Origin of the sequence: Rhodococcus sp. NPDC057529 (genome assembly GCF_042802055.1) — a bacterium.
Classification (GTDB): Bacteria; Actinomycetota; Actinomycetes; order Mycobacteriales; family Mycobacteriaceae; genus Rhodococcus_F.
Map to the genome: position 1 here is coordinate 165,432 of NZ_JBHVEY010000009.1, position 18,024 is coordinate 183,455.

The following is an 18,024-nucleotide window of genomic DNA, read 5'->3' on the forward strand; positions in this document are numbered from 1 at the left end:
AGCATGGGCGGCGATGAAACTGCGGCCACACCCTCGCTCCCGCGTCGTCCAGTCGATCGCCCTGTGCGGCGCCGCTGTGCTGACGGCGGGTCTCGCCGCGTGCACGCCGAGACCGGACGGTCCGGAACCGGCGGCGCAGGCGTTTCTCACGGCGTTCGCCGAGCAGGATTCGGAGCAGGCCGCCGACCTGTCGGACCGCCCGGACGTCGCGCGCCAGGCCCTCGAGTCCGCGTGGACGTCGCTGCAGGCCGAGTCGCTCGACGCCCGGACGACGGACGTCGACGTCAGCGGTGACACCGCCACCGTCGGGTACACGTACGAATGGCATCTGCCGAAGAACCGGGTCTGGACGTATTCGGGCGAACTGCAGATGGGGCGGCGCGGCGGCGACTGGGCGGTGCGGTGGAGTTCTACCAACGTTCATCCCCGTCTGGGCGACCGTCAGACGATGTCGCTGCGGTCCACCGCCGCGCCCCGGGCGCGGGTCAACGAGCATTCCGGTTCGGACGTCCTCGTCCCCGGTGTGGTGTACCGCGTGAAATTCGATGCGGCGCAGTCGGGCAACGTGATCGGCAGCGCACAGTCCCTCGCGTCGGCGCTCGTCGCGTTCGACACCACGCTCACCGCGCAGTCGATCGCCGAATCTGCGACGGCGGTCAAGGGCGACTACCTCGTCACCCGGTTGCGGTCGGACGACTACGAACAGGTCGCCGGTGTGCTCGGTGCCATTCCCGGCGTGAGCGTGTCCGACGAGGCGGACCTCGTGGCGACCGACCGGAATTTCGCACCGGATCTGGTCGGTCAGGTGAAGAAGACCGTGATCGACGAAGTCGACGGCAAGGCCGGCTGGAGCGTGGTCACGGTCAACCAGAACGGTGTCGACACGGACGTGCTCACCGAGACGGCCCCGCAGACCTCCCCGTCGTTCTCGATCAGCCTGGACCGTCCCATCCAGATCGCCGCGCAGAACGCCGTCAATGCCCGCACCGACCAGACCATGATGGTCGTCATCCAGCCGTCGACCGGCGACGTGCTGGCCGTCGCGCAGAACAAGGCGGCAGACAAGGACGGACCGGTTGCGCTCACCGGCCTGTATCCGCCCGGTTCGACGTTCAAGATCATCACCGCAGGCGCCGCGATCTCCTCGGGCATCGCGACCCCCGACACGATGGTGCCGTGTCCCGGGCGCATCGAGATCGGGGAGCGCAGCGTCCCGAACTACAACGAATTCGCGCTCGGCACCGTGCCCATGGCGACGGCGTTCGCCCGCTCCTGCAACACCTCGTTCGCGAAACTCGCCAGCGAGATGCGCCCCGACGCACTGACGGTCGCGGCATCGCAGTACGGAATCGGACCCGACTACGACGTCGTCGGGCTGCCCACCGACTCGGGTTCGGTGCCGCCCGCCGACGACCTGGTGCAGCGGACCGAGGACGGGTTCGGGCAGGGCAAGGTGGTGGTCAGTCCGTTCGGGATGGCGTTGGCCGCGGCGACCATCGCACACGGTACGACACCCGTGCCGCGGTTGATCGTGGGACGGGAAACCACGATCGAGGGGGAGCACCCGCCGATCAGCCCGGAGATGGTCGACGGGCTGCGCGGCATGATGCGCCTCGTGGTGACGAGCGGCACCGCCGAGCGGATCGAAGATCAGGGTGAGGTGTACGGCAAGACCGGTGAGGCCGAGGTCGAGGGCGGCTCGCACGCCTGGTTCGTCGGATACCGCGGCGACCTGGCGTTCGCGACACTGGTGGTACGCGGCGGCAGTTCCGACAACGCCGTCGCCGTCACCCGCGACATGTTCGCCGCCCTGCCCGAGGGGTACTGACCCGGCCACTGTCCACCGATCGGGGGACAGCGGAATTCATCCTGTTCCGGGGCTGATCGGTGGACAGACTCCACCGTCGGCGCCGTCCATAGTTGGTTGCAGACGGAAGAACCCGCCCAGCCGGGATCGAAAAGCCAACGTGGACAGGAAGTCGGACCATGACCATCAGTGCAGAAGTGAATTGCGTGGAGACAGCGAACCGCACCCGGCGGGTGCTGTTCGTCGGGCGCCCGGGCGCCGGCACCGAGCTGACGCGGTGGGTTGCCTTGCGGCAGTGGGCTTCCGACCGCGGAATCGAATCGATCACCGAATGCGAGGGTGATGTCGTCTGCGCGATCGCGACCGAGGACGTTCTGGACGGACTCTGTTCGCCATCCGATGCGATGGCGATGCAGCTGGCGCGGGCTCGAGGGGTGCCCTGCGTCGGCGTTCGCGACGCACACGTGCTCGAGGACGCGATCTGACATGTCCTTCGAGATCATCGAGCGCGGCGAAACCCTGGTGGCCGGCCTGCCCGTGCGCAGCCCCCAGCGGGCACTGGGAAAACTGAGCGACCCTCGTCTCGACCGCGCCTGGACGAGGGTGCTCCACCACGACGTCGGGGGCCCGCTCGCGTCCACGTACATCGACTTCGCGCCCGACGTCGAGTCGTATTACACCCAGATCGTCGGGTACGAGTGCGCGACGGTGGACGACGCCACGCGCGGCCACGTCATCTCGCGGATCCCGCCCGGCACGTACGCGAAGTTCTCCTCGCGGGGAATGTTCCCCGACGTGATGCTGCGACTGTGGGCGCAGGTCAGCGAGGCGGAGGCGCGCGGCGACATCGAGCGGACGTACACCGGCGACCTCGAGGCGTATCCGCACGCGTACGCCGTCGACCTGTACATCCCGATTCATGTGGACGAGTCCGCCGGACCGTCGAAGGCGCCAGGTGAGAAGCGATGATCGAGATCGTCAAGAGGCAGGCCGAATCGTTTGTGGGCCTGACCATCCCCGAAGGAAAACCCGGGCGTCCCGGGCCGGGTCGGGAACTCGTCGACTTCACGGTGGAGCGGATCAGGGATCGGGGGATCTCCGAGATCTTCGTCGTCTACGTGGCATCCCCGCCGCCCCGCACGTTCACGGTCGTCGTCGGATACCCGTGCGATTCGACCGACAAGATGGAGCCCGGCGACGTCCTGGTCGGTGTGCGGTCCGGGTATTTCGCCCGATTCCGGTGCGAGGACGAATCGGAACCGGACGCGCTGGCCGAGACGTGGAGCGTCGCCGACTACGCGTCGGCGCGCGGCCGGATCGAACGCGCGTTCACCGAGGATCTGGAGGTGCATCATCCCGACGGGTCGGTCGAACTGTTCCTCTCGCTCCATTGAGCGAGAGGACGGGCGGGTCACTCGTGCTCGGCGAGTTTCTCGGGGTCGATCTCCGGTCCGCCCTTCCCGAGCCGCTTGTTCACGATGACGGTCCCGGCCCACAGCACGACACCGATTCCGAGGAGGATGCCCGCGATCTGATACTGCACGGCGGGGCGGTCGGCGAAGGGGGTGACGAGGAAGCCGCACGTGAGGGCGCCGACGATCGGCAGGATGGTCGGTACCCGGAAGTGCTTGTGCTCCACCGGTTGCTTGCGCAGGACGAGCACGGTGATGTTGACGATGGTGAACACGCCCAGCAGCAGCAGCGCCGTCGTGCCGCCCAGTTCGGGAACCTCACCGACGAACGTGATGAGGCCGAACGCGAGGAGCGTCGTGAAGACGATCGCCACGTACGGGGTGCGCCTGGTGGAGTGCACGCGGCCGAGCGGGGGCGGCAGGACGCCCTCCCGGCTCATGCCGTACAGCAGCCGACTCGCCATCAGCATGTTGATCAGCGCCGTGTTGGCGACGGCGAACATGGTGATGAACGCGAAGATCCCGATCGGGAATCCGGGCGCCCCGGCCTGAACGACCTTCAGCAGCGGAGTGTCGCCCTCGCCGAGTTCGCTCACCGGCACCAGCGCGATCGCGGTGATCGACACGAACACGTAGATGCAGCCGGTGATGATGAGACCGGTCAGCAGGACCTTCGGGAAGATGCGGCTCGGTTCCTTGCATTCCTCGGCCATGTTGACCGAGTCCTCGAACCCGACCATCGCGAAGAACGCGAGGGCGGTTCCCGCGACGACCGCGCCGAGCGCGGATCGGTCGCCGGTGTCGAACGTGGTGACCCGCGAGAAGTCGCCGTCACCGACGCCGAGGGCCCACAGCCCGATCATGATGATGATCAGAAGACCGGACAGTTCGACGCAGGTGAGCACGACGTTGGTCTTGACGCTCTCGCTGACCCCGCGGAAGTTGACGAGACCCACCAGCGTCATGAACCCGAGACCGAGCAGGGTGATGCCGATGCCGGTGGAGAAGTCGAGGTGGAACGCCTCGACGAAATTGGCCGCGAACGCCCGCGACGCCGTCGACGCGGACGTGATTCCCGAGCACATCACGGCGAACGCCACCATGTACGTGAGGAAGTGCACCCCGAACGCCTTGTGCGTGTACAGCGCGGCGCCCGCGGCCTTCGGGTACTTCGTGACCAACTCCAGGTAACTGAACGCGGTGATGATCGCGACGACGAACGCCACCAGGAACGGCAGCCACACCGCGCCCCCGACCTGATTGGCCACCTTGCCCGTGAGCGCGTAGATGCCGGTGCCGAGGATGTCGCCGACGATGAACAACAGGAGTAACCCCGGGCCCATGACCCGTTTGAGGCTCGGTTGTTCGGGAGAGTTCGAACCCGGTGTGTTCGAACTCGTGGCGTCCGTTGTCGATCCCATGACCCACCGCCTTTCGCTACAGCCTGCGTCCCTCGTTCGAGGAGACCGTGTTCGCTAGGGGAGCAGCCCGAGCCTGCGTGCGGTGACCACCGCCTCGTGCCGCGACCGTGCGTCGAGCTTGCTCATGGCGCTGCGCAGATAACTCTTCACCGTCTCGGGCCCGACCGAGAGTCGCTGTGCGGCTTCACTGTTGGTGCACCCCAGGGCGACGTGGGACAGGACGTCGATCTCACGCGGGGTGAGGCGGACGCCGGGGTCCTCGTCGGCGCCGCTCGTGTCGGGCCGCAGCATCCCCGCCAGCCTCTGCGACAGCCCGCGGAGCCGGGCCTGCAGCGAGGTGTCGGTGACGGTCTGCGCGACACTCCGCAGTTCCGCGTGGATGTCCCGGAGTTCCTCGGTGGTGGCGCCGCCTGCGCCGTTCCCCTCGAGCGTCTTCATCATCTCGAGGCGGCGATCGACCTCGTCCCGGATGGCGATCTCGGTACCGAGGCGCCGCGACGCCGCGACGACGATGTCCGCGGTGCGGTCGCCGATGGGCGCGCAATCGCGGATGGCGGCGTACAGCACCGCGCGCGAACTGCCGTGCACCATGACGGGCACTGCCAGGATGGACCGGAGCCCCTCACTGAGGACGGGACGGTCGTAGTGATGCGTGATGGTCGAGGCTCTGCCGTAGTCGTTGACCGACGCGGGTGTGCGCTGGGCGACCACGCGACCGCCCAGGCCGGACCGCGCCGGGATGGCGAGCCCCTTGAGGTTGTTGGTGCGGGTGCCGACGAACTCGCTGAGATGGAGGGTGTCGTCCTGGACCTCGCCGGCGAACAGGACCGGCGCAACGCCGTGAGCTGCGATTGCGCGCAGCTCACCACGTAGTGCGTCCCCGTCCCGAGGGCGCAGCAGCGACGGTGCACGAGCAACCAAGTCGTCACCCCTTTCCGGGGGTAGTCACAGCGGTCTGTGAGCTAGATCATAACCGTAGTGGGTTCGGGCGACGGCCCGACCTCTTTACCTGGCCATGAGAACACGAGGAGTACCGCATGACCACCGATCCCGCCGCACGCGTGCGTGAACTGCTGGACCAGTACGACACGCCGACGGCGTCCGCCGCGGAACTGCTGTGTGATCGACACCCCGCCGACGACGTGGCGTTCACCGTCGTCGAAGCCGACCTGTCGTCGACGGACCTCACCTACGGCTACCTGCGCGAGCAGTCGTCACGCTTCGCCGCTGCATTGGCGGACCTCGGGGTGGAGCCGGGTGACCACGTCGCGACGCTGATGGGCAAGTCGGCGGAACTGGTGGTCGCGCTGCTCGGGATCTGGCGCCGGGGCGCCGTCCACGTCCCCCTGTTCACCGCGTTCGCGCCGCCGGCGATCGCGTTCCGGCTCGGTGCCAGCAAAGCGAAGGTCGTCGTCTCCGACGCCGGTCAGGTCGAGAAGCTGGCTCCCGGGGAAGACATTCCCGCGGATGCGCCGTGGCAGGTCGTCGTCGTGGGCAGCGGCGCCGGCGCTCTCGATTTCGCGACGCTCGTGGAGTCGCACGACGCCGCGGACGCGAAGGGCGCGGCGGTGACGGTCGGGGGTGCGGGACCCCTCGTCCAGTTGTTCACCAGTGGCACGACCGGAACCCCGAAGGGTGTTCCGGTGCCCTTGCGCGCACTCGCGTCGTTCCACGCCTACCAGGAGTTCGGCCTCGACGTCCGCAAGGACGACGTGTTCTGGAACGCCGCCGACCCCGGCTGGGCGTACGGCCTGTACTACGCGCTGCTCGGCCCGCTCGCCGCGGGCACGCGCAGCATCCTGCTGCACGCCGGGTTCTCCGCGCCCCTCACCTGGCAGGTCATGGAGCGGTTCGGTGTCACCAACTTCGCCGCCGCGCCCACCGTCTACCGCAGCCTGCGCGCCGACCCCACGCCGATCCCCGAGACGGTGAAACTGCGGCGCGCGTCGTCGGCGGGTGAACCCCTCACCCCCGACGTGATCTCGTGGGCCGAGGCCAACCTGAACGTGTTCGTCCGCGACCATTACGGCCAGACCGAACACGGCATGTTCATCGCCAACGCCTGGGCCGAGGGACTCCGGGACGAGGTGCGCGAAGGCTCCATGGGCAAACCCTTGCCGGGGTGGGCGTGTGCCGTCCTCGAGGACGATTCCGACGCCGTCGCCCCGCCGCGCACCCCGGGGCGGGTCGCCATCGACACCCTGGGCAGCCCGCTGATGTGGTTCACCGGCTACGTCGACGCGCCCGAGAAGACCGCGCAGCGGTTCACCGCCGACGGTCGCTGGTACCTCACCGGAGACGCCGGCCAGACGGACGAGGACGGCTTCTACTTCTTCTCCGCCCGCGACGACGACGTGATCATCATGGCCGGCTACCGGATCGGCCCGTTCGACGTCGAGAGCGTGCTCGTCATGCACGACCACGTCGTCGAGGCGGCGGTCGTCGGGATGCCCGACGAACTGCGCGGTGAAGTGCTCGAGGCGTTCGTCGTCCTGCGCGACGGTGTCGACGGGACCGGCGAACTCGAGGCCGAACTGCAGACGCTGGTGAAGAAGAAGTTCGCCGCACACGCCTACCCGCGCACGGTGCACTTCGTCCCGAGCCTGCCGAAGACCCCCAGCGGCAAGGTGCAGCGGTACCTGCTCCGCCAGAAGTAGAAGGCGGCTCCGCCGCCCGTGCGCGGTTGAGGAGTGTCAGGACTCGTTAACCACGCACGGGTGCGTCAGCGCCTGCGGAGGCGGCCGACGACCAGCAGGGCGAGGAGGGTGACCGCCAGCAGCAGGGTGGTGTCGGCCGCGGCGAGGAACACCCGGCCGCGGTCGGTGAGACCGAAGATGCTCACCGGCAACGTCTTCCAGGTCGCCGGGTACACCATCACGGTGGCGCCCAGTTCGCCCATCGACAGCGCGATCGACAGGCCGGCCGCGGCACCGAGGGCCGGGAGAAGCAGCGGCAGGGTGATCCGCAGCAGGACGCGGGCGGGGCCGGCGCCGAGGGATTCGGCGGCCTGCCGGTACGCGGGATCGAGCCGGTCCAGTGCCGCCGAGACGGCGCTGAACGTGAACGCCAGCACGAGGATGGTGTGCGCCAGGATCACGATCCACTTGGTACCGCCGAGCAGCAGCGGCCGCGAGTTGAACGCGATCAGCAGTCCGAGACCGATCGCGACGGACGGGATCGCGATCGGCAGGTGGAAGACGGCGTCGGTGACGCGGCGCAACCACGCCGGCGCCTCCCGCGCCGCCAGTGCCGCCCACGTCCCGACCGCGAGTGCCAGAGCACCCGCGATGAACGCCGTCTGCAGGCTGACGGTGAGGCTGGCGAGATTCTCGTCGGTCAGTGCCGCTGCGAAGTTCCGGCCGCCGAGGTCCGAAGGCAGTGGGCCCGTCCAGGATCCGGCGAGGCCGGCGGCGACCACGGTGGCGATCGGCGCCGCGAAGACGACGGTCACCACGAGGCCGAACAGGCTCAGGGCCAGCGCCCTAGATCTTGTCGTCCACAGCAGCACGGCTGCCTCCCGTCAGTGTCGCGAACAGAATTCGGTACGTGCAGTACAGGGCCAGCGACAACGCCACCTGGACCGTGGCGATCACGGCCGCGCCCGGCAGGTCGAACGTGACGATGCCGCGCGTGTAGATCAGGACGGGCAGCGTCACCACGTCCTTGGCGCCGGTGAACAGGACGATGCCGAACTCGTTGAGGGAGAGCAGCAACACCAGCGAGCCACCGGCCAGCAGCGCGGGCCAGGACTCCGGCATCACAACGGTCCGCAGCACCCGCAACGGCGACGCCCCGAGACTGGCGGCGACGTCGAGTTGTTCGCGGGGGATCTGGGTGAACGCGGCGAGCAGAGGGCGGACGACGAACGGGGTGAAGAACGTGATCTCGGCGGCGATCACCCCGAGTGGGGTGCCGACGAAGTTCAGCGGCCCGTCGGCGTGGCCGGAGATCCGCGTGATCAGTGCGTTGACCGCCCCCGCGGTGCCGTAGAGGAACGTGAACGCCAGGGTGATCAGGAACGACGGCAGCGACAGCACCGCGTCGATCAGCCGTCCCACGACGGTCGATCCGGTGAACGGGACGAACGCCAGCACCAGCGCGAGGAATGTGCCGAGGACCAGGCAGCCGAGCGTCGAGAGTGCGGCGATCTGTACCGTCCGCCACAGCGCCGTCCGGAACAGTTCGGAGCGGAGAACACCGGACCAGGTGTCCAGACCGGAACCGGTGCCGGAGTCGAGGGATTCGGTGAGAACCCGCGCCGTCGGGTAGACGGCGAATCCGAGGACGAGCAGCAGGGGCGGGAGCGTCCAGGCGATGGCGCGCCACCGGACCGGTTCCGGTCGTCGCGGGGCTGTCGCGGCGGGAGGTCGTGCGAGTGTCGCGGTCATGCCGCCGGCACCAGGACGCTGCCGTCCGAGGGGAATTGGACGCCGACGACGGCGCCCGGTGCACGCTGGTCGTGACCGGCGACGTCCGCGTCCACCTGCACTCCGTCGAATTCGTCGATTGCGAGGGTGATCCGCGTGGTCGTCCCGCGCCACACCGTCGAGACGATCCGCGCCGCGAACGATCCCTTCGCGCCGGGCGCGGTCAGCGTCACCGCGTGCGGGCGGACGCACAGGAACGCGGGCAGGTCCGACTCCCAGGCGACGTGTCCGATGTCGGGTTGCGGGGCTGTCGCGGTGACGGGGACGCCGCCGATGGACACGAGCGCCGACGTTCCGATCACCCGGGTGACGGTGCACGGCAACAGGTTGGCGCCGCCGAGGAATTCGGCGGTGAAACTGCTGGGCGGCCGCTTCCACAGGTTCTCGGCGGTGTCGACGTCCGCGAGCCGGGAGTTGCGCATGACCGCGATCCGGTCGGCCAGCGCCAGCGCCTCGCCCTGGTCGTGGGTGACGTAGAGCATCGCCGTGTCGGGCAGGGCGGCGCGCAACCGGGTGAGTTCACCGAGCATGCTCTCGCGCAACTGCGCGTCGAGGGCGGCGAGTGGTTCGTCGAGCAACAGGACCGCGGGCCGGATCGCCAGAGCCCGGGCGATCGCGATCCGTTGCTGCTGTCCGCCGGACAGTTCGCGGGGCAGGCGCTTGCCGTAGGCGGCCATGCCGACCATCTCGAGGGCCTCGGTCACCCGCGCGCCGATCTCCGCGCGCGGTACCCGCCGGGCGCGGAGCCCGAACGCGACGTTGTCGGAAACCCGCATGTGCGGGAACAGCGCGTAGGACTGCACGACGACGCCGATTCCTCGCTTCGCGGGCGGAAGGCCGGTGACGTCGCGTGATCCGAGCCGCACCGAACCCGAAGTGGGACGGACGAATCCGGCGAGGGCTTTCAGTGCCGTCGACTTTCCGGAACCGCTCGGCCCGAGGAGGGCGACGGTCTCGCCGCGGGCGACGCGGAGGGTGAAGTCGACGAGGGCGTGGGTGACGCCCCTGCCGCGTCCGTAGGTGACGGTGACCCGGTCGAACGTGATGGCGGGCGCCGAGTAGTCGGTGACGCCGCGGACCGTGGGGGTGTGCGACGGGTGTGTCCGCCCGAGTGGAATTCCCGACACGATCAGCTCCCGGTGGCCTTCTGGTACGCGGCGACGTCCGAATCGAGTTCGATGAGAACGTCGTTCCAGTTCGGCGACCACACCTGGACACCCTGCAGGGCGCGCGCGGGGGCGCTGTCACTCGTGGCGGCGCGGACGTCCTCGCGGACCGACACGCCGCGCGCTTCGTCGGCGACCGTCTTCTGGGACTCCTCGGACAGCAGGAACTCCATCAACTGCCTGCCCTGTTCGCTGCGCGGCGCACCCTTCGCCAGGCCCATCACGTACGGCAGGGCGACGGTGGTGCGGGTGCCGTCGGCGCCGGCGGGGAAGAAGAGGTCGAACGTCGAGCCGTCGTCGGCGATGGAGGTGAGGTTCATCTGGACGTCGCCGTTGGCCACGAGCAGTTCGCCGTTGCTGACCTTCGGCTGCAGCTTGCCCGTCGAGGACGACGGTCCCACGTTGTTGGCCTGGAGCCTCGCGAGGTAGTCGAGTGCGCCGTCCTTGCCCATCAGGTGCTGCAGGAGCAGCAGCACCGCGGTGCCGTCGCCGGCCTGGCCGGGGGTGGAGTACTGGATCTTGCCCTCGAGCCGGTCGGACAGCAGGTCGTCCCAGGTGCGGGGGGCGGGCGACGCCGCAGGGTTGGCGATGAAGGACAGGTAGTTCCCGACGACGGGAACATGGCGGCCCGCGGGGTCCTTTTCGGCAGCGGCAACGGCGGAGGTGTCGACGCCGCTGGGGACGAGCAGTCCCTGGGCGTCGGCCTTCTGGATGAACGGTGGCAGCGTGACGACGACGTCGGCCTGCGGGTTGGACTGTTCCTTCTCGAGGCGGGAGACGACTTCGCCGGATCCGGCTTCCACGAGGTTCACCGCGATGCCGGTTCGGTCGGTGAAGGCGTCGAATCGGGACTGGTACCACCCGGAGAGTCCGTCGGCGCTGTAGACGGTGACGGTGTCGGTGCCCGAGCTTGCGGCGGTACCGGTTCCGCCGCAAGCGGTTCCGAGGGTGAGTACGGTCGCGGCCAGCGCGGCGGCGGCGATCCGTGGGCGAAGACGCATGACGTGTTCCTAACGATGAGGGGGTCGGTGCCGAGGAGCCTGCCTTTTGGTCTAGACCATTGGGCCACCGTCGGGGGAACGGCAGGTGAACAATTGGTATAGACCATTTTTCGGGTACGCTCGGCCGCATGAACGACGACGGCGACGCGTCCGGAGAGCCCGCGCTGATCGGCACCGTCACGCGATGACCCGGGCGCCGAACGTCCCCAAGTACTACCGCGTCCGCACCGAACTCGAGACGATCCTCGCCGAACTCGAGGTGGGAGACGCGGTCCCCGCGGAGCGGGAACTGGCCCTGCGGTGCGCGGTGTCCCGCGAGACGGTACGACAGGCCATCCACGAACTGCTGGTCGAAGGACGCGTCGAGCGTCGAGGCCGCGGCACCGTCGTCGCCAGCCCCAAGCTCGTGCAGCCGCTGTCGCTGCGGTCCTATACCGAGGGCGCGGTCAGCCAGGGGCGGGTGCCCGGGCGTGAACTGGTCACGTTCGAGGAACTCGGCGCCGACGCCGACCTCGCCGAGGCGCTCGGTCTCACGATCGGCGCACCGGTGATCCACCTCGAACGGGTCCTGCTCGCCGATGACGAGAAGATCGGGCTCGAGAGCACCCACCTGCCCGCAGGCCGCTTCGGGGAGTTGGCGCGCGACTTCGACCCGGGCACCTCGCTGTACGCGGCGATTCGCGAGACGGGAGTGGTGTTCGCGTCCGCCACCGAGCGGATCGAGACCGTGCTGGCCTCGCCGCGGGAGGCCGCGCTACTCGACTCGACCACCGCCATGCCGATGCTGCTGCTCCACCGGCTCTCGCTCGACACCGGGGGATCTCCGATCGAACGGGTGCGCTCCCTCTACCGCGGCGACCGGATCGCATTCCTCACGACGCTGCGGGACTGAGAGCCCGCGCGGCGGGTCCCGGGGTGCCCCGGCCAGGTGCGGGTCTAACCTGGTAGCCATGTCTGTCCGCACAGCACTGAGCCCCGGAACCGTGTCTCCCGTCCTCGCCGTACCGGCGGGGATCGAGCGGCCCGAGTACGCGTGGAAGCCCACGGCCAAGGAAGGCAACGAGCCGTGGGTCCAGACCCCGGAGACGATCGAGGCCATGCGGGTGGCGAGCAGGATCGCCGCGCAGGCCCTGCAGGAGGCCGGTAAGGCGGTGGCGCCGGGCGTCACCACCGACGAACTCGACCGCATCGCGCACGAGTACATGATCGATCACGGCGCCTATCCCTCGACGCTCGGCTACAAGGGATTCCCCAAGTCGTGCTGCACGTCGCTGAACGAGGTGATCTGCCACGGCATCCCCGACTCGACGGTGATCCAGGACGGCGACATCGTCAACATCGACGTCACCGCCTACATCGGCGGCGTGCACGGAGACACCAACGCCACGTTCCTCGCCGGCGACGTCGCCGAGGAGAACCGGTTGCTGGTGGAACGGACCCACGAGGCGACGATGCGCGCCATCAAGGCCGTCAAACCGGGCCGGGCGCTCAACGTCGTCGGCCGCGTCATCGAGTCGTACGCGCACCGCTTCGGATACGGCGTGGTCCGCGACTTCACCGGACACGGCATCGGCACCACGTTCCACAACGGCCTCGTCATCCTCCACTACGACGAGCCCTCCGTGGACACGGTCATCGAACCCGGCATGGTGTTCACGATCGAACCGATGATCAACCTCGGTGACATCGGCTGGGACATGTGGGACGACGACTGGACCGTGGTCACCAAGGATCGCAAGTGGACCGCCCAGTTCGAGCACACCATCGTGGTCACCGAGACCGGCACCGAGATCCTGACCCTGCCTTGAGCGAGAGCCGGTGGAGGGGCGCCCTGCTCGTCGCCGGCACCACGTCCGACGCGGGCAAGAGTGTGCTCGTGGCCGGACTGTGCCGCATGCTGGCGCGGCGGGGTGTCCGGGTGGCGCCGTTCAAGGCGCAGAACATGTCGAACAACTCCGTCGTCACGCTGGACGGCGGCGAGATCGGCCGGGCGCAGGCCCTGCAGGCCGCGGCCTGCGGGCTCGAGCCGAGCGTCCGCTTCAATCCGGTGCTGCTGAAACCGGGCAGCGACCGCACGTCGCAACTGGTGGTGCGGGGGCGCGCGGTCACGTCCGTCGGGGCCCGCGACTACATCGAGCACCGGCAGCACCTGCGGGCGGTCGTGGCCGAGGAACTGGAATCGCTGCGCGCCGACTACGACGTCGTGCTGTGTGAGGGAGCGGGGTCTCCCGCCGAGATCAACCTGCGGGCCACGGACCTCGCGAACATGGGACTCGCCCGCGCGGCGGACCTGCCGGTGCTCGTCGTCGGCGACATCGACCGTGGCGGGGTGCTGGCTCACCTGTTCGGCACGGTGGCGGTCCTCGCACCGGAGGACCAGGCGTTGATCGCGGGTTTCGTGATCAACAAGTTCCGCGGCGACGTGTCGTTGCTGGCGCCGGGTGTGGAGCAATTGACGGCGATGACGGGTCGCCCGACGCTCGGGGTGATTCCCTTCGCCGAGGACCTGTGGCTCGATGCGGAGGATTCGCTGGGTGTGGTGGGGGACGCCCCGGTCGGGCGTCCGGCGCCGCCGGTCGGCGACGACTGGCTGCGGGTGGCCGCGATCCGCCTGCCCCGCATCTCCAATTCGACGGACGTCGAGGCGCTCGCGTGCGAACCGGGGGTGTCGGTGCGCTGGGTCACCGATCCGTCGCGGCTCGAGGACGCCGACCTGATCGTGCTGCCCGGCAGCAAGTCGACCGTGTCGGATCTGGAGTGGTTGCGCCGCACCGGCATCGCGGACGCGATCGCCGTGCATGCGAAACGCGGCGGCCCCGTTCTCGGGGTGTGCGGTGGCTACCAGATGCTCGGGTCCGTCATCGTCGACGACGTCGAATCCGGCCGCGGCGCGGTGCCCGGACTGGGCCTGCTCGACCTCGAGGTGGAGTTCGCCCCGGACAAGGTGCTCGCGCAGGTCCGCGGCAATTCCCAGGGGTTTTGGTTTTTGGGGTACGAGTTCCACAAGGGTCGGGTGCACAAAAAAGGTGATCTGCTGCTGCCCCACACGAGCACCGCCGCCGCGGAGGGCAGTATCCGCGGCGCCGTCTACGGCACGCACTGGCACGGTCTGCTCGAGACCGACCGGTTCCGCCGGCTTCTGCTGGACGACGTGGCCGAGCACGCGGGGAGAACCGGTTTCGTCACCGCACCCGACACGGATGTCGCCGCGATCCGGACCGCTCAACTCGATCTGCTCGCGGACCTGGTGGAGCAGAATCTCGATCTCCACGCCCTCGAGGCGCTGGTCGCCGCGGGCGCGCCGGCCGGGTTGCCTGCCATCGCGTCGACCGTGGTGTGCTAGGCCGTCGCCGAGATACGGCCCGCCTCGTCGGTCGATCGGTTCACGACTCACGTAACGAACCTCGAACTAGGGGCGGTCCGAGCGCAAGAGGTCCCCGATCGCGTAGTTTTTAGCCCATGGAACTGACGCACGTGGCGGTGGGAAATGGAAATTGCACGGTCCGGATCGACGGACCGGAGAGCAAACACACCGTTCTGCTGCTACCGGGGGCCGGCGACGGGCCGGATGTCTACGACGGCGTCTGCGAGCGCCTGCACAATTCCGACCTGCGCACGATCGTGCCCGAGGACATCACCGGTCTCGACGAGGCGGCAGTCATGGGCCTGCTCGACGAGCTGAAGGTCGGATGGGTCAACCTCGTCGGCAGCCGGGAAGGGGCCGAACTGGCCTGGTCGCTGGCGGCGCGCCAGTTCGGGCGCTTCGCGAGCCTCGTCGTCGCCGACCGGGGGCATCCGGCGGCGCCCGACGCCGCGGGTGCGGTGCGCGGATCCGACTGTCCGGCGGTCGAACTCCCCACGACCGTGATGGTCGCGGACCCCGAACGGCGCGCCGAGGCGGACGCCAGCGGACGCTTCGTCTACTCCGACTTCCGCGTCGTCCAACTCGACGGCGTCAGCAACGTCCCCGCGGCCGCGGCCGCGGAGCTGGCCACCGAGATCGTGCTCCGCACCAGCCCCTGGTAGACGTGCGGCCCCACGCCGGGCACGACCGGGCTCAGCGTGGGGCGTACATGATGACGGCCATGCCCAGCAGGCAGATGAGGGCGCCCGAGACGTCCCAGCGGTCCGGGCGGAAACCGTCGGCCACCATGCCCCAGATCAGCGAGCCCGCGACGAACACCCCGCCGTAGGCGGCGAGGATGCGGCCGAAGTTGGCGTCCGGCTGCATCGTCGCGACGAACCCGTACGCCCCCAGCGCCGCGACACCGGCGCCGATCCAGATCCAGCCCCGGTGTTCGCGGACGCCCTGCCACACCAGCCACGCGCCGCCGATCTCGAACAGCGCCGCGACGGCGAACAGCGCGACGGATTTGGCGACCGTCACTCGAACGGCACGTCGAGGCCGAGGAGAGCGTTCTCGACCACCTCGGGCATCGCCGGGTGGATCCAGTACTGTCCCCGCGCCATCTGCTGCGCCGTCAACCCGAAGCTCATCGCCTGGATCAGCGGTTGGATCACGGTCGGCGCCTGGGCGCCGATCACGTGTGCCCCCAGCAGGCGCCCGGTGCCCCGTTCCGCGACGACCTTGCAGAGACCCTCGTCGTCCTCCATCGCCCACCCGTACGCGACGTCGCCGTACGCCTGCACCTTCACCGTGACGTCCCAGCCGGCCTCCCGGGCCTCGGCCTCGGTCAGCCCGACGTGCGCGATCTGCGGGTCGGTGAACACGGCGGCGGGAACGAACCGGTGGTCCGAGGCGCGCAGCCCCGACGTGTCCTTCCACGCGTCCTGCAGCAGATTGTGCTGAACGACCCGGGCCTCGTGGTTGGCGACGTGCTTGAGCTGGTACGGCGAGGAGACGTCGCCGAGCGCGAAAACACCTTCGGCACTGGTCCGTTGGAATTCGTCGACCACGACGCGTCCCTCGTCGTCGAGATCGATGCCGCCGGCGGCGGCCCCGACGGCGTCGCCGTTCGACTGCCGCCCGGTCGCCACCAGGAGAACGTCGCCCGAGACGACGGTACCGTCCGCGAGTTCGACGGCGACGCCGTCACCGTCCCGGCGCACGGCCGTCACGGCGTGCCCGCGGTGCACGTCCCATTTCTGCTCGGCGAGATCCGTGAACCGGCGGGAGACGTCCTCGTCGAGGTGGCGCAGCAGGCGTGAGCTGCGCGCGATCAGCGACACCCGGGTGCCCAGCGCGGAGAACACGTGCGCGAACTCGGCGGCGATGAATCCCGCGCCGATGATCACCATCCGTTCGGGCAGTTCCGGTAGCCGCATGATGTCGTTGTTCGTGTAGTACGGCACACCCGATTCGCGGACGACGTCGGGAATGATCGGCCGTGATCCCGCGGCGACGACCACCTGATCGGCCGTGATCACCTCCCCGGTCCCGGTGTCGAGGGTCCGCGGACCCACGAACGTCGCATGCCCGCGGAACAGCGTCGTGTTCGGGCTGTCCTCGGCGCGATAGCGCTCGCCGCCGGCCGAGATCGGGTCGATGCGGCCGAAGACCCGTTTGACGATGTCGGGCCAGCGCACACCCTCGAGTTGGGCGTCGACGCCGTACTTCGCGGAACCGGTGACCGTGCGGGCCACCTCCGCGGCGTAGACGAACATCTTCGTCGGGATGCAGCCCACGTTCAGGCACGTCCCGCCGTACGTGCCCTCCTCCAGGATCGCGATCTTCCTGTCCGCGAACCGTTCGTCGGGCAGCGAGTTGCCGGACCCGGAACCGATGATCGCCAGATCGAAATGTGTCACCGGTTCGCCTCCGCCGCGTTGTGGCCGTGCAGCCACTCGAGCCACAGGTCCACCTCGGCGAACGCCTCGGCGCGGGGCTGATCGGCGGACAGGAACACGTCGTGCCGGGCGCCCGCGATCGGCACGATCGTGGTGCGGTCGCCGAGGCACCCCGCCCAGCGCGCGATCTGCCGGACGTCGAGCACGGCGTCGGCGGTGTCGACCCGGGGGTCGTACCGCGGCGCGAAGTACGAGGCCTTGGAACGCAGGATCAGGGCGGGAACCCCGATGTCGAGTCCCCGGTGCAACTGCGCGTGCCCGCGGCGCACCGCGCGCAGCCACCCGAACGTGACGGGGAAACCGCTCAGCGGCTTCCAGTCGAGGTTGTAGTTCCAGATGCCGTTGCCCTCCACGTGCAGGCTCACGCCGTACGTGTCGAGCCCGGTCTTCGGGATGATCGACTTGCGCTTGACCCGCCCGACCGCGTCGACGGCCACCGTCCCGACGTTCCGCAGGTACGACGGACCCTGCAGATCGAACCACGGGCTGTTGAGGATGACCCCGCTGATGCCGAGGGCCGCGGTGCCGCCCGCCGTGCGCTGCCGGCGGTGCAGCCACAGCGGCAGCACCAGGCCGCCCGTCGAATGCGCGACCAGCAGGACCTCTCCGTCGCCGGTCTGTTCCCGGACCTGGCGCAACGCCTCGTCCAGTTCGGTGTCGTACAGGCTCAGATCGGAGACGAAGTGCGGCGTCTGCCCCGGTTCGAGCGAGCGCCCGCACTTGCGCAGATCGAGGGCGAAGAACGCGTAACCCTGTGCGGCGAAGTGCTCGGCCAGGTGCTTCTGGAAGAAGTAGTCGGTGAATCCGTGGACGTAGAGCACGGCGCGGCCGGTCTTCTTCGTCTCCTGCGGGGGCTGGTAGCGGATCAGCGTCGCCTTCACCTCGCCCTCGCCGTCGGGGTCGGTGCCGAGAGGGATGGTCAGCTGTTGATAACCGTCGCCGAGAACGTCGGGAGCCCAAGTAGTCACAGATCACAATCTAA

Annotated in this window: 18 protein-coding genes; 9 read left to right on the forward strand and 9 right to left on the reverse strand. The window is 69.1% G+C overall.

The features are described from left to right. The first annotated feature begins 13 nt into the window (after nucleotides 1-13). From ACFU5V_RS19530 to ACFU5V_RS19545, 4 genes are all read left to right on the forward strand, one after another. Nucleotides 14-1,828 carry a penicillin-binding transpeptidase domain-containing protein gene (locus ACFU5V_RS19530; RefSeq protein ID WP_378431416.1) on the forward strand — a complete coding sequence of 605 codons (1,815 nt, stop codon included), beginning with the start codon at nucleotides 14-16 and terminating at the stop codon, nucleotides 1,826-1,828. 158 nt (nucleotides 1,829-1,986) lie between these two features. Beyond that, nucleotides 1,987-2,292 carry a hypothetical protein gene (locus ACFU5V_RS19535; protein WP_124392798.1) on the forward strand — a complete coding sequence of 102 codons (306 nt, stop codon included), beginning with the start codon at nucleotides 1,987-1,989 and terminating at the stop codon, nucleotides 2,290-2,292. A gap of 1 nt (nucleotide 2,293) precedes the next feature. Beyond that, on the forward strand, nucleotides 2,294-2,776 hold the full coding sequence (locus ACFU5V_RS19540; protein ID WP_378431393.1) for a GyrI-like domain-containing protein: 483 nt from the start codon (nucleotides 2,294-2,296) through the stop codon (nucleotides 2,774-2,776). After that, the gene (locus ACFU5V_RS19545) at nucleotides 2,773-3,201 is read left to right on the forward strand and encodes an AraC family transcriptional regulator (protein WP_378431392.1); all 429 of its coding nucleotides are present in this window, start codon (nucleotides 2,773-2,775) and stop codon (nucleotides 3,199-3,201) included. The genes ACFU5V_RS19540 and ACFU5V_RS19545 overlap by 4 nt, the downstream gene beginning before the upstream one ends. Before the next feature lie 17 nt (nucleotides 3,202-3,218). Here ACFU5V_RS19545 and ACFU5V_RS19550 read toward each other — a convergent pair whose 3' ends face one another. Continuing rightward, on the reverse strand, nucleotides 3,219-4,640 hold the full coding sequence (locus ACFU5V_RS19550) for an APC family permease (protein ID WP_378431391.1): 1,422 nt from the start codon (nucleotides 4,638-4,640) through the stop codon (nucleotides 3,219-3,221). Between the two features lie 54 nt (nucleotides 4,641-4,694). Further along, nucleotides 4,695-5,561: a response regulator transcription factor gene (locus ACFU5V_RS19555; protein ID WP_378701298.1), complete on the reverse strand. Its 867-nt coding sequence runs from the start codon at nucleotides 5,559-5,561 to the stop codon at nucleotides 4,695-4,697. 116 nt (nucleotides 5,562-5,677) lie between these two features. Here ACFU5V_RS19555 and ACFU5V_RS19560 point away from each other — a divergent pair, with 116 nt between their 5' ends. Further along, a complete protein-coding gene (locus ACFU5V_RS19560; RefSeq protein ID WP_378701300.1) occupies nucleotides 5,678-7,297 on the forward strand; it encodes an AMP-binding protein in 1,620 nt (539 codons plus the stop codon). A gap of 65 nt (nucleotides 7,298-7,362) precedes the next feature. Here ACFU5V_RS19560 and ACFU5V_RS19565 read toward each other — a convergent pair whose 3' ends face one another. Genes ACFU5V_RS19565 through ACFU5V_RS19580 form a run of 4 tightly spaced genes read right to left on the reverse strand, consistent with a single transcriptional unit; the run spans nucleotide 7,363 to nucleotide 11,234 of the window. Continuing rightward, a complete protein-coding gene (locus ACFU5V_RS19565) occupies nucleotides 7,363-8,148 on the reverse strand; it encodes an ABC transporter permease (protein ID WP_378431388.1) in 786 nt (261 codons plus the stop codon). Further along, on the reverse strand, nucleotides 8,123-9,028 hold the full coding sequence (locus ACFU5V_RS19570) for a 2-aminoethylphosphonate ABC transporter permease subunit (protein WP_378701302.1): 906 nt from the start codon (nucleotides 9,026-9,028) through the stop codon (nucleotides 8,123-8,125). Before ACFU5V_RS19570 ends, ACFU5V_RS19565 begins: the two co-directional genes overlap by 26 nt. Further along, nucleotides 9,025-10,194, reverse strand: a complete 1,170-nt coding sequence (locus tag ACFU5V_RS19575) for an ABC transporter ATP-binding protein (RefSeq protein ID WP_378701304.1) — start codon at nucleotides 10,192-10,194, stop codon at nucleotides 9,025-9,027. Before ACFU5V_RS19575 ends, ACFU5V_RS19570 begins: the two co-directional genes overlap by 4 nt. Nucleotides 10,195-10,196: 2 nt before the next feature. Then, entirely contained in the window at nucleotides 10,197-11,234 is a 1,038-nt protein-coding gene (locus tag ACFU5V_RS19580; RefSeq protein WP_378701306.1) for a 2-aminoethylphosphonate ABC transporter substrate-binding protein, read from the reverse strand. Between the two features lie 184 nt (nucleotides 11,235-11,418). Between ACFU5V_RS19580 and ACFU5V_RS19585 the strand changes: the two genes are divergently transcribed. From ACFU5V_RS19585 to ACFU5V_RS19600, 4 genes are all read left to right on the forward strand, one after another. Further along, the gene (locus ACFU5V_RS19585) at nucleotides 11,419-12,126 is read left to right on the forward strand and encodes a GntR family transcriptional regulator (protein ID WP_378431384.1); all 708 of its coding nucleotides are present in this window, start codon (nucleotides 11,419-11,421) and stop codon (nucleotides 12,124-12,126) included. A gap of 58 nt (nucleotides 12,127-12,184) precedes the next feature. After that, on the forward strand, nucleotides 12,185-13,042 hold the full coding sequence (gene map / locus ACFU5V_RS19590) for a type I methionyl aminopeptidase (RefSeq protein ID WP_378431383.1): 858 nt from the start codon (nucleotides 12,185-12,187) through the stop codon (nucleotides 13,040-13,042). After that, on the forward strand, nucleotides 13,039-14,577 hold the full coding sequence (locus ACFU5V_RS19595) for a cobyric acid synthase (protein WP_378701308.1): 1,539 nt from the start codon (nucleotides 13,039-13,041) through the stop codon (nucleotides 14,575-14,577). Before map ends, ACFU5V_RS19595 begins: the two co-directional genes overlap by 4 nt. Before the next feature lie 116 nt (nucleotides 14,578-14,693). Further along, a complete protein-coding gene (locus tag ACFU5V_RS19600; protein WP_378701310.1) occupies nucleotides 14,694-15,260 on the forward strand; it encodes an alpha/beta fold hydrolase in 567 nt (188 codons plus the stop codon). Nucleotides 15,261-15,291: 31 nt separating this feature from the next. Here the strand turns inward: ACFU5V_RS19600 and ACFU5V_RS19605 are convergent, their stop codons facing one another. The 3 genes from ACFU5V_RS19605 to ACFU5V_RS19615 are packed head-to-tail and all read right to left on the reverse strand — an operon-like array spanning nucleotide 15,292 to nucleotide 18,010. Then, nucleotides 15,292-15,621, reverse strand: coding sequence for a YnfA family protein (locus ACFU5V_RS19605; RefSeq protein WP_015890329.1), 330 nt, complete (start codon nucleotides 15,619-15,621; stop codon nucleotides 15,292-15,294). Continuing rightward, nucleotides 15,618-17,003 carry a mycothione reductase gene (mtr, locus tag ACFU5V_RS19610; RefSeq protein WP_378701312.1) on the reverse strand — a complete coding sequence of 462 codons (1,386 nt, stop codon included), beginning with the start codon at nucleotides 17,001-17,003 and terminating at the stop codon, nucleotides 15,618-15,620. Before mtr ends, ACFU5V_RS19605 begins: the two co-directional genes overlap by 4 nt. After that, nucleotides 17,000-18,010 (reverse strand): alpha/beta hydrolase, encoded by a 1,011-nt coding sequence (locus ACFU5V_RS19615; protein WP_378431006.1) that lies wholly within the window; start codon nucleotides 18,008-18,010, stop codon nucleotides 17,000-17,002. Before ACFU5V_RS19615 ends, mtr begins: the two co-directional genes overlap by 4 nt. Nucleotides 18,011-18,024: the final 14 nt, after the last annotated feature.